General features: G+C 38.2%; 9 protein-coding genes. 8 read left to right on the top strand and 1 reads right to left on the bottom strand.

The features are described from left to right. The first annotated feature begins 138 nt into the window (after positions 1-138). From M2408_RS07375 to M2408_RS07355, 5 genes are all read left to right on the top strand, one after another. Complete coding sequence (locus tag M2408_RS07375; protein ID WP_259180445.1) at positions 139-726, top strand: RNA polymerase sigma factor; 588 nt, start codon at positions 139-141, stop codon at positions 724-726. Between the two features lie 98 nt (positions 727-824). Further along, entirely contained in the window at positions 825-1,967 is a 1,143-nt protein-coding gene (locus tag M2408_RS07370) for a FecR family protein (RefSeq protein ID WP_259180444.1), read from the top strand. A 144-nt stretch (positions 1,968-2,111) separates the two neighbouring features. Continuing rightward, the gene (locus tag M2408_RS07365; protein WP_259180443.1) at positions 2,112-5,741 is read left to right on the top strand and encodes a SusC/RagA family TonB-linked outer membrane protein; all 3,630 of its coding nucleotides are present in this window, start codon (positions 2,112-2,114) and stop codon (positions 5,739-5,741) included. Between the two features lie 17 nt (positions 5,742-5,758). Beyond that, complete coding sequence (locus M2408_RS07360) at positions 5,759-7,309, top strand: RagB/SusD family nutrient uptake outer membrane protein (protein WP_259180442.1); 1,551 nt, start codon at positions 5,759-5,761, stop codon at positions 7,307-7,309. Between the two features lie 48 nt (positions 7,310-7,357). Continuing rightward, positions 7,358-8,503 (top strand): TlpA disulfide reductase family protein, encoded by a 1,146-nt coding sequence (locus tag M2408_RS07355; RefSeq protein ID WP_259180441.1) that lies wholly within the window; start codon positions 7,358-7,360, stop codon positions 8,501-8,503. 44 nt (positions 8,504-8,547) lie between these two features. On the opposite strand, the gene M2408_RS07350 is transcribed toward M2408_RS07355, so the two are convergent. Next, positions 8,548-8,880 carry a hypothetical protein gene (locus tag M2408_RS07350; protein WP_259180440.1) on the bottom strand — a complete coding sequence of 111 codons (333 nt, stop codon included), beginning with the start codon at positions 8,878-8,880 and terminating at the stop codon, positions 8,548-8,550. 194 nt (positions 8,881-9,074) lie between these two features. Between M2408_RS07350 and M2408_RS07345 the strand changes: the two genes are divergently transcribed. The 3 genes from M2408_RS07345 (at position 9,075) to M2408_RS07335 (ending at position 11,838) form a co-directional block, all read left to right on the top strand. Continuing rightward, positions 9,075-10,130 (top strand): major royal jelly family protein, encoded by a 1,056-nt coding sequence (locus M2408_RS07345; RefSeq protein WP_259180439.1) that lies wholly within the window; start codon positions 9,075-9,077, stop codon positions 10,128-10,130. Between the two features lie 26 nt (positions 10,131-10,156). Next, on the top strand, positions 10,157-11,164 hold the full coding sequence (locus tag M2408_RS07340; RefSeq protein WP_259180438.1) for an alpha/beta fold hydrolase: 1,008 nt from the start codon (positions 10,157-10,159) through the stop codon (positions 11,162-11,164). Between the two features lie 359 nt (positions 11,165-11,523). Then, the gene (locus M2408_RS07335) at positions 11,524-11,838 is read left to right on the top strand and encodes a hypothetical protein (RefSeq protein ID WP_223582393.1); all 315 of its coding nucleotides are present in this window, start codon (positions 11,524-11,526) and stop codon (positions 11,836-11,838) included. Positions 11,839-11,848: the final 10 nt, after the last annotated feature.

The following is an 11,848-nucleotide window of genomic DNA, read 5'->3' as shown; positions in this document are numbered from 1 at the left end:
TCTTTCAACGAATGAAAATTGTCACCACCAATTATTTTAATATCAGTGGAAAAAATTATATATCCTCTTCTATCATCCAAAATCTTTTCTTATCCTTTCATTTATGTTTAAAAATTCATTAATTTGTTCTACCAGTACATGGAAGACGCATTAAACGAATCCAAATTATTCCTAGCTTTTCTAAGAAAAGATGAAAAAGCTTTTGAATTCCTATTTCATAGGTTTTATTCGCCCTTATGCCTATATGCGATCAAGTTCGATATAGAAAAAGAAAGTGCGGAGGAGCTTGTCCAAGATGTTCTTTTAAAAATTTGGTCAACAGACTTTCATTTTGATTCTTACGACAAGCTAAAGTCATTTCTCTACCTGAGTACAAAAAATGCGACCATCAATTACCTCGACAAGCGAAAAAGACGATTGACTAATTATGACAATTATGCCAATCAAATAAGCAGTGTTGTTGAAGACGATAGCAGGTGGATTATTTATGCAGAAACATTACAACTGATCAAAAATGCTTTAGAAAAACTACCTGCTCAATGTGCTACCATTATGAAATTAAATATCATAGAGGGGCTAGATACAAAAGAAATTGCGCAAAAATTAAATATAACTAGCAGCACTGTTTACACACAGAAAACAAAGGGGTTGGCTTTGCTAAAACAGTTATTGGACAATGGCGATTATCTTCTATTATTATTATTAATCGACACATTAAAAAAATAAAAACACTAATAATAAGCAAGTTATAAATAAACAAAAAAAGGGATAGCAATTCTAGCTTCGAATTCTGTTATAATAATAAATACTAACCAAAAGAATTTATGGAGCTGAGCCCTTTCGAAGTAAGTGAATTGATATCTGCAAAAAAGCTTGGGATCTTATCCAATGAGGGTGAGACAAAACTAGACCATTGGCGCTCCTCCTCAGCACAGCATGAAGAGTTATTTCAAAGCTTGGTTTCAAATAATACTTATGAACAAGATGTCGATTGGGCTTTTTCTTTACCAGTTCATGAGGTAATTGAAAAAGCAAAAAGTAAGATTACATTTGAAAGACCTAATCTCTTTCATCTTATTATTAAAAAATATGGGATCGCAATTGCCGCCTGTACAATTGCCGCGCTATTTATCCTCCTTTGGAATCTTAAGCTCGATCGTACCTCACAGAATATTGTTCCAGGCAGTTTTCGCGCTTCCATTCAACTTGAAGATGGAAAATCACTACAACTACCTGTCGAAAAAAAATATTTCAACATTTCTGAAGAATTAAAAAAAATCGCGTCAAATAATCCTTTAAAACAGGAAAAAACATTGATTATAAGCACTCCAAAAGGAGGTCAATATCACATATTGCTTCCCGATGGCAGTACAGTTAGATTAAACGCCGCTTCTACGTTGATATTTCCGGAGGAATTTGATCGTAAACAAAGGACAGTAAAGCTTATTGGGGAGGCCTTTTTTGAAATCAGCAAAATTAAAAATGGAGATGGTACCGCTGTTCCATTTTTCGTCCGATGTAATGAGCAGGAAATTCAGGTGCTGGGCACAAAATTTAATGTAAGCAGCTATAGTGAAGATAAATCCACGATCACAACACTAATGGAGGGATCTGTAAAAATCAATTATAATAGTACGGACACACAAGAAGCTATCATTTTAAAACCAAACGAACAGGCCGTATCGACACTTGGTCAAAATACTTATAAACGCGAAGTAGATAATCAATCCGATATTGCCTGGACCAAAGATCAATTCGAGTTTGTCGCTGAGCCCTTGGAAAACGTCATGGTTAAACTTGCACGTTGGTATGATTTCGATTTTGAATTTATTGATCAAAAACTAAGGAAAGTAAAAATCGAAGGAATTATTCCGCGTTATGCCAGTGCTGAAGATTTATTTAAGTTATTATCGAAAGCCAGTAACGCTAATTTTATTGTAGAAAAATCAAAAGTTAAAATAAACTAACGTTATTAATCTAATACTACTAAAAGAAAGGAGAACACACCCGCAAATTTATATCAGATCGATTAAGGAGACGCGCCAACGTCCCCTTAATTAAAGTTAAAGGATCGTAAACTACCATTATTTAAAATCAATTAACCGTAACAAATGTATCATTTTTTTACCAAAAAAGATGTTGGAGACTTCTTTTGTGTAGTCCCGACAGATGAACAAAGTACAGGTGAAAAATCTGTATCGCGTATATTTACCAATGCGCTTATGAAAATATCTTTATCATCACTATTACTTTTAGGGATGATGGGGGTCCAGGCCAATACCATGGCACAAAGAGTCAATATCAATAAAAAAAATGTTAGTCTGCGAAAGATACTGCAAGAAATTAACATTCAGACGGGTTACCATTATTTATGGGCAGCACCAAATATTGATCCATTGACCTGTACCTCTGTCTCATTTAACAATCTCCCTTTACAAGAGGCATTAAAAACCCTTGAAAAGAATACCCCCATCTTTTTTGAACTGGAGAAAGATATGATCATGGTTAAACCGCGTCAGTCTGAAATTGGTGGTATTCAATTAAAAGAAACAATACTACTACTTAATCTTAAAAACCAGTCCCAAATAAGGGGAAAAGTTGTTGACGAAAATGGCAATGTACTTGTCGGTGCCAACGTAATGATACAAGGAAGAAAAAAAGGTACCATCACCAATGGTAATGGAGAATTCACTTTAGATAATTCTTCCCTAGGTACAAATATCATCATATCCTATATAGGGTATGAAAGCATCACTATCCCAGTCACAAACAATCTTGGAGTTATCACATTGGCATTAAAAACAGGGACATTAAATGAGGCGACAGTAGAAGTCAATACTGGATATCAAAAACTCCCCAAAGATCGAGTCACAGGATCTTTCAGTTATGTTAGCGGTGAAAAACTGGAAAGAAAACTAGCTACGGATCTAAAAAGTGCTCTTGAAGGACAGACAACAGGATTAACTATTGATAAGGCCGGCAAAATAGAAATTAGAGGTGTCTCGACCTTTAATGCACAAAAAACACCTTTGATCGTCATTGACGGTTATCCCGTCGAAACAACTATAGATGATATCAATCCAATGAATATAGCGAGCATAACCGTGCTAAAAGATGGTGTGGCCGCATCAATCTATGGTTCTAGAGCAGCCAATGGCGTTATTGTTGTTACCACAAAGTCTGGACAAAATAGTGAACCTAAAATAAGCTATTCAGGCTTTGTAAATATTATTCAGAAACCACAGTTAAAGTATCTGAATAAAGCGACAACATCAGATTATATTGACGCAGAGATAGACCTTTTCAACCTGAATCCAAATGGTCCCTCAACGATGGATCCATATAATATGAGCCGGGTAACGTATCTATTGATGCAAGAGCGTGAAGGGAAGATTAGCCACCAAGATGCAATGGCCGAGATCAATGGACTTCGTGGTATCAATGCTTTAAATCAAATCCAGGATCTGTTTTTCAGAAATAAAGTAACCCATCAGCATAACATCAATATCGCCGGCGGATCCCCTAAAAGCAATTATAATTTTTCCGTCAACTATCAACAGACCAAGGATAATCTCATTAACAATGATTCAAAACGATTAATCACCGATTTTAAAAACGAATGGCAGCTTTTTCCATTCTTAACTGCTGGAGCTGCTGCCAATTTCACGTATAATAAAGGCAATAGTACTTCATTCACATATTCTACCATTTACGGTCCAGAATTGGCAGGTGACAATTATCAGTCTTTAGCGGGTTTTTCAGGAGGATCAATGATTATGCCTTATACCAATCTATTGGACGGCAATGGCAATCCGGCAGCAATATGGGGTATCAGTCAATATAAAGTAAATACCTACAAAAACACCCCCGGCATGAAGTCCTGGGATTATGTTCCTTTAGAAGACATGGGGAAAATGCCCAGTTATAGCAATGTCTATAATTTTAGGATGAGCGGGTTTCTAAGAGCCAATATCGTAGAAGGACTTACTGCAGAAGTTGGAGGTAACTGGGTCAAAGGAACGGCAAATGTCAAAAATATCCAACGGGCAGACTCCTATAATGCTCGTATCGCCTATAACGATGGTACCTCCAAATCAAATCCCGCTAATCATTATATTCCCGATGGAAGCATCTTGGACGAATTCAAAAATATCAATGAAACCTGGACGCTTCGTACACAGCTCAATTATAGCAAAAACTTCTCCGATAACAAACATCTGTTACACGCCTTAGTCGGAAACGAAATCAGAAAAATTACCTCTGACAACAATAGATTGGCTACCCGAGCTGGCTATAATGAAAATGCAGGTTCATTTATCCCTGTCAACATCAAAGATTTTACTGCTGGAATTTACAACGCAGATATGCTCTTCCCTAATGGAAGCGTATCACTGACCGATGGTTCACTAACATATGGAGATAATCGCTTTGTATCCTGGTATGCCAATGGATCATACGAATATGACAATAGATTTATCCTAAGCGGAAGTATCCGACTAGATCTTACCAATTTCTTTGGTACAGATAAAAAATACCGCTACAAACCGATGTGGTCACTTGGAGGAACTTATAAATTAAGTAATGAGAAATGGTGGGATAAAGCAGTTTTCAGTAAACTTAATATCAGAGGTTCCTATGGTATCAATGGAAATATTTCCCTGAGAAATGGTCCGTTTTTGATTTTGAGTGTTGGCAGCTACAGTCCTACAACGGGTGGAGTTTCCTATGGCGTCTCCTCTCCTCCCAATAAGCAATTGCGTTGGGAAAAAACGAATATTGCCAATGTGGGAATAGACTTCGGTTTATTCAACAACTCGATAGAAGGTAGCTTTGATTATTACAACAAGAACAGTTCTGACCTCTTGGCTGCTGACGCCGCAGATCCGACACTAGGTTTTAGCTCCCTAACAAAAAATGTAGGGAAAATGACCAATCACGGATTTGAGCTTGGGCTCAATGTCCACGCCATCAAAAACAGTAGATTTAGCTGGGATATTTTGCCCAATATTTCCTTTAACGCAAACAAAGTAAAACATTACAATGTAAACCGTCCGTACACAGGTAGTTACACTACTCCAGGAGGAATCATGGTTGCTGGATACCCTTCAGACGGCTTGTGGGGCTATCGTTTTGCAAGTCTTAATGAGCTCGGTCAAACACAAGTTTATACCAGGGACAATCAGGTTGTATTGGCGAGCAATGCTGAAGTTACCGACTTGGTCTATCAGGGAACCTTTAGACCAAAATGGGATCTTGCTTTAACAAATCGCTTCAGCTATCAAAACTGGGACCTATCTTTTATGTTTATAGCAAAGCTAGGGCATAAATATAGGAAGGATACGTTTAGTGGATCCAATTATCAAAACCGACATGTAGCCGAAAGATGGCGGAAACCTGGAGACGAAAAGAATACAATATATCCCGTTCTGGAAGAATGGAATATGGATATGTTCTCCTTCCCTTTTGCGGATGTCAATGTGGGTAATGCAAGTTATGCCAAATTAAGAGACATCACACTTTCTTATAATCTCGAGAAACTGAGCAAAAGAATTGGTCTTACCAACGCAAGAATATTTGTTCAGGGCAGAAACCTATTTCGTATTACGGCCAAAGGTGTGGACATAGATCCCGAAACTACAGAATTCAATGTAAGTGGTGGTACGGGGGCAGGAACAGATCAAGGATTTACTTCACTGCCTTTACCACGCGAGATATTTATTGGTTTACGATTCGGACTCTAACCTAAAAACTAATTGAAATGAAAAAAATAATATACCTTGCACTGGGCCTGGTCTCCATATCGACCTTCTCCTGCAACAAATACCTGGATGTTAAACCTATTGGACAGTTGATTCCTTCAAAAGTCGAAGATCTAGAGAATTTATTGAATAATACAAATACCATTAGCTCATTTTATGCAGACAACAACAGAGGTTGCTTCTATGCTTTTATGGGTGACAACTTAACGATCAGTGAAAATCAGGCTATATATCTTTACAAAAGTACACACCCGAATGTAGATCGTTGGGCTGCATTTAAATTTTATTACCCCTATACGAACCCGATAGATCCCCAATACACATGGGAGTGGGCCATCTATCGTGCTGCGGGCATATTCAATATCGCCATTGATGAAGTTTCAAATCTTAAGGGGGAAAATTCAGATCTGGGCAAAATAATTATTGCACAGGCAAAAGCTGGAAGAGCTTGGTCCTATCTGGTCGGAGGACTGGGTTATGCCCCAATGTATGATCCTGAAGGTAAAAATGATCAAAAAGTGCTTCCTTACCGGACAACAGGTTCACCGAACACTCCTAATCCCGATCTCGCCAGCACAAATGAAATTATGAATCTGGCAGAAAAAGATTTGCTCGATGCATTGACCGGCGCTCCAAATACCGTTGGAAACCCAACCCGTGCAAGCAAGCCAGCAGTTAATGCCTTGTTAGCACAGCTATACATGTTCAAAAGAGATTGGACCAAAATGTCCAAATATGCAAATGATGCATGGGCGCAAGCCATTGCAGCCAAAGGTAATACTGACAATCTTATCTATAACCTAAATAAATTCAGTTATAGACAAGATCCAAATGCATCTCCACCAGCGGGTACCGATGCCGAAGTTGGTCTTGAGTTACTAGGTGAAGATAATTTGTTGAAACAGACTTACAATAGGGAACAACTATTTTATCGCCCTACCCCCTACAGCTATTCTCCCTATCCTTCGGAAGAATTTATCAAGCTTTTTGATACAAACGCAGATCGGAGATACAAGCTATTTATGCTCAAAACGCTGGGCTATTCAGTGGTTGAAGGCGGTGTGAAACATGATGATGGTGTACGCCTTAAGTATTATAGGGACAACAAAATGATCGCTTCACAGGGAATGACTTATCCCGAGCTGCTATTGATAAAAGCGGAAGCAAATGCAAGGTTAAACCAATTGGGACAAGCGTTAAGCGATCTCAATATGCTGCGCAAATACCGCTATTCAGGTGCAAATACAGATCTTCAAAATGGCGGGGCTTTTAGTCAGGATCAATTACTCGAGGAAATTCTGAAAGAACGTAGACGGGAAATGCAGCTTGGTACCTATCAACGGACATTCGACATCAAGAGATTGGCACTAGATAAAGGAAAACCTTGGTCGAAAACGCAGGTCATCCATACCATAGGTAACAAATCCTACAAAGCGGATGTCATCAGTAAATTTTTTACATTACAGATCAATAATCCGACCATACTTGCCAATCCAAGCTGGAATTTACAGCCCAATAGCGATCCATATCTACCTGCTGGGTTAAATTAATAGATCTATCAATCGTACATTAAAATTTAAACTTTATTGAAATTTATCATGAAATCTAAAAATATTATAATAACAGTGCTTGTGGCATTATTTTTCTTCTCATTTAATCCCCTCTTTGCCCAGATCAATCTGAAAATAAAAGGTAAAGTAACTGGCGACACAAAAGGATTTGATAAGATATACATTTTTAAAGGTCAGTTTCAAGATTCGACAGCAATCAGTCCAAATGGTGAATATCAGATAACCATTACATCTGAAGCTCCGGATGTAATGTATTTCTATCTTCAATATGAGAGTAAGGTCAAAGGCTATGTCTCTCCTTTTTCGTTATTTATTGAAAAATCAGGCACGTTACAACTTGATTTTGATATTGAGAAAGGCATCTCCTCAGGCCAAATAAATGGACCTACCCGTTCAGTTGCATATTTCGATTATTCTAGAGCCAAAAAGTCTATTCATGAAAGGATCAACAAGGAAATCACAAGTAAATTCGGTGAAGAAGCACTGAAAGAAGGGACAACTAATTTTGATAAGGCAATGGATTATTTCGAGAAACGTGAGACACAATTAAATGACTCACTATTTGCAAAATATTTTAATCCCAATGGAGCAGATGCACCGTTTATGTTATTAGGAAGGGTCAGCAGTCTATCTCTCGCTCAATTAGAGCATAATTATTCGAAATTATCCGCCCCACTCAAAGAAACCAAAGCTGCGAAGCAGTTATATGAAAAAATAACTAGCAGAAAAAGATCCAGTATAGGATCTACGGTAGCTAACTTCGTCCTTCCCGATACCACCGGAAATGATTTTTCGTTCAATAAGCTCAAAGGAAAATATGTATTGATTGATTTTTGGGCTTCTTGGTGCGGTCCATGTCGAATCTCATTTCCTAGGCTCAGATCGGTTTACCAACAGCTAAAGGGTCAGAACTTCGAAATTATCAATATCTCCATTGACGCAAAGCTCGACGACTGGAAGAAAGCGGTAAAAGAAGAAAATAATCCCTGGCCACAACTACACGACAAAACGAATTTATCAAAATCGGCTTTTTTTGTCAGCGGAATTCCTACCGCATATCTAATTGATCCGGACGGAAAAATTGTGTTTAGTAGCGTAGGATCCGACGAAAAGGGCGGTGGACCGATGGAGGAAAAACTTGAATCCGTATTTGGCGTCAAATTAACCAAATAACGAAAATATGCCCCGCTGTCGAAAATAGTGGGGCATGTTAAAAACTATATATCATACAGGCGTCCGTACTGATTTGACTTCTTACTAGATTGTGCAGCCACCATAAAGCGGAGTATCTCCAATGCCGCCGCTTGCATCGGCGTTCTCCCCGTATTATAAAAATCAAGTATTTCTTTTACCAAGAGACCGTAACTAACTGAGGATCCCAACGCAGCAATACCATTTTCACCAAAAGCTGTCCCCGCAATAGAATTTGCGCCTTTCATTATCCCTCGCAGCAAACCGATCCCCTCGTCTTTCCAATACGCAACGGCTAACGCCTGATCAGGATGAAAAATCCGAATTACTTTTTCACAGTTCTTGCACCACGAATCCATTCTATCTGAACTAACGGGGCTATCCTCCCCTTATATAATAATCTTATAAAACAATAACAGTAAAAAAGAAGTTATAAAATAGAATACTGGTTTTCACGATTCATTCAGCACCGTCATCAGATCTCAAATAAATACCAAATATGTTCAAAAGACTTTTATTTTATTTCCTATTCGCTCATCTATTATGCTCTACAATGCAAGCACAAGAAAAACTCGCTCTAGATCCGAAACTAGAAGTCGCGGCATCTTTTGGACCCTACCGTCCCATAGGCGTCAGCGCAACTTCGACAAATAGATTATTCGTATCATTTCCTAAACAAAACAAAGATTATCGGTACGCCCTTACCGAAATCACTGATGGTAAAAGCACCCCCTATCCTAATGAAGCATGGAATAGTCAAGGGGACGAGAGTTCACATTTTGTAAACGTTCAGGACATCTTTGTGGATGCACAGGACAACTTATGGGTATTAGACTCTAAACCATCAACCTCTGGGTCTATTTTCGGTCCAGATGGTGCAGCTCCCACCGGACAATTCAAACTTCTTAAAATCGACACAAAAAATAATCAAATAGCACGTATCTATACATTTGATGATCTTAACAAAGCGAAATCAGGTTTGAACGATGTACGCATTGACCTCGAAAAAAATCTAGCTTATCTTTCTGATCCTGGTCAGGCCGCAATAATTGTTCTTGATCTTCAATCAGGAAATAGTAGAAAAGTATTGGAAAAAAGCTCCTTCACATTAGCTGATCCGGAAGTTGTCATCTCCTATTCCGGCATAGACATGCGCTATAAGGACGGTAAACCCTTTCTCTCTCACGTTAACGGGATAGCGCTAAGTCATGACTTCAATTACTTCTATTTTAAACCAATTAATAAAAAGCACTTATACCGAATCGCTACAAAGTACCTTGCGGATGATACACTATCCCAGTCAGCCCTGCAAGGCAAAGTAGAAGACATGGGAAATGTAGGCGTTACACATGGCTTGCTTGCCGATCGGAACGGTAATATTTATCTGACGACCTCAATGGATTACAGTATCAAATACTTGACTCCAGATGGACAAATTCATTTATTGACACAGGACCCCAGACTGTTATGGCCGGATTCTTTGGGTATAGATGGTAATGGTTATCTTTACTTTTCATGCGCACAACTATCCAGAGATCCGCAATGGAACAATGGCATAGACCGAGTTGAATTACCCTATCAGGTTTATAAAATAAAGTTACCAAAGTGATGATGTATACTTAAAGAAACACATAAATGAAATCATTGATAAAACAGCTCGTTCTTGTACTGCTCAGTCTCGTCTATTCGTTATCAAACGCGCAGACAGATCGCCCTGTACTGGATATTATGCTCAATAATTATCAATACCCTTATGAAGTACATTACTTAAATTTAAAGAGTCAGGGTGAAGAAATAAAAATGGCCTATATGGATGTCAGCTCGCAACAACCGAATGGTCACACCGTGTTACTACTCCACGGCAAAAATTTCAACGGAGCATATTGGAAAACAACCATTCAGGCACTAAATTCGGCTGGGTATCGCGTTATAATACCCGATCAGATTGGATTTGGCAAATCTTCAAAACCCACAGCTTATCAGTTTACTTTTCAGCAGCTAGCGCAAAATACAAAATTGCTTTTAGACAAGTTGGGACTTGATAAGGTCGCCTTACTTGGTCACTCTATGGGCGGGATGCTTGCAACAAGGTTTACATTAATGTATCCCGAAACTGTGGAAAAACTTGTTTTAGAGAATCCCATTGGGCTGGAAGACTGGAAACTTGTCGCACCTTATACTTCCATCGACCAAAATTTTCAAACGGAATTAAAAACGGGATATGAATCTGCAAAAAAGTACCAAAGCGGATTCTATTACGACAACAAATGGAAGCCGGAATATGATGAATGGGTGTACCTACTTACAGGCTGGACAAAAGCTAAGGATTATTCCATCGTTGCCATGGTAAATGCCAAAACATCAGACATGATCTTTACCCAACCTGTTGTTTATGAATTTCAGCATATAAAAACACCCACCCTACTCATCATCGGTACGCGAGATAGAACTGCGATCGGTAAAGCCAACGTAAAAGATCCTAAAGTAGCCGCAAAAATGGGACTGTATCAGTATTTAGGAAAGGAAACTCAACAAAAAATCAAAGGATCAAAACTCGTCGAACTTGATAACGTCGGACACTTACCCCATATTGAAGCTTTCGACCGATTTATCAAACCCCTTGTTTCATTTCTGAAAGACTGATAGCATCATTTCCTCCGCCTAAGGGGACTCGCTAAAAAAGTCTTCTGTATATTATTGTTGAATAATGAGAAGTATTCCCGCCAAACATTATCTTTTCAAACACTTTTGCTACAAGATGTCATACATTCTACGAAAGACAAGCAGTTGCATGAACTACTTATTGCTTATTTAAAAACACAAACAACTACAAATCAAATAGATAAGAAAATTATTTTTTTATCATTCAGTTTCCCGCCGATAGAAATAAAGCTAGATCGCTCTAACGCTAACCAACAATATATTTAGCAAAAAAATTCAATAAAATTTTATAAAACTAATATTTTTAGTATATTTGAATATCAATTTTAGACAAGGTCTTTATGGAACAGGCAAAAGGATTTGACAATAAGGAATTACATGTTGGCGATATTGTTCGCTTCCACACCCCCTATCCGGATGAGGATCCCCATACAATCTTTATTGTACTTTGGTCATATTACGATCCTGAAGGTAAATCATCTAGGGCTGAAGTGGTAAAATTTGATCCAGTTCTTAAGCATTATCCTGTGATTCAAAAATGGTTTATTCGAGACTTGGAAAGAGTCCCCGAAGTCAGCCCTGAATTACTCCAACAGATTGCTTTATTTATGAAAAGTAAACTGGGGAATGCGATCATAAGCAAATTGGTAGTTTAAATAAAGTTGA

Origin of the sequence: Sphingobacterium sp. BIGb0165, from assembly GCF_024810095.1 — a bacterium.
GTDB lineage: Bacteria > Bacteroidota > Bacteroidia > Sphingobacteriales > Sphingobacteriaceae > Sphingobacterium > Sphingobacterium detergens.
The sequence above is the reverse complement of the archived record's forward strand: the minus strand, read 5'-3'. Positions and strand labels throughout refer to the sequence as shown.

Excerpts from the sequence above, each read along its gene's own strand:
- M2408_RS07340 (WP_259180438.1), top strand. The coding sequence starts at position 10,157 with ATGAAATCATTGATAAAACAGCTCGTTCTTGTACTGCTCAGTCTCGTC.
- M2408_RS07370 (WP_259180444.1), top strand. The coding sequence starts at position 825 with ATGGAGCTGAGCCCTTTCGAAGTAAGTGAATTGATATCTGCAAAAAAG.
- M2408_RS07350 (WP_259180440.1), bottom strand. The coding sequence starts at position 8,880 with ATGGATTCGTGGTGCAAGAACTGTGAAAAAGTAATTCGGATTTTTCAT.
- M2408_RS07355 (WP_259180441.1), top strand. The coding sequence starts at position 7,358 with ATGAAATCTAAAAATATTATAATAACAGTGCTTGTGGCATTATTTTTC.
- M2408_RS07375 (WP_259180445.1), top strand. The coding sequence starts at position 139 with ATGGAAGACGCATTAAACGAATCCAAATTATTCCTAGCTTTTCTAAGA.
- M2408_RS07345 (WP_259180439.1), top strand. The coding sequence starts at position 9,075 with ATGCAAGCACAAGAAAAACTCGCTCTAGATCCGAAACTAGAAGTCGCG.
- M2408_RS07365 (WP_259180443.1), top strand. The coding sequence starts at position 2,112 with ATGTATCATTTTTTTACCAAAAAAGATGTTGGAGACTTCTTTTGTGTA.
- M2408_RS07360 (WP_259180442.1), top strand. The coding sequence starts at position 5,759 with ATGAAAAAAATAATATACCTTGCACTGGGCCTGGTCTCCATATCGACC.
- M2408_RS07335 (WP_223582393.1), top strand. The coding sequence starts at position 11,524 with ATGGAACAGGCAAAAGGATTTGACAATAAGGAATTACATGTTGGCGAT.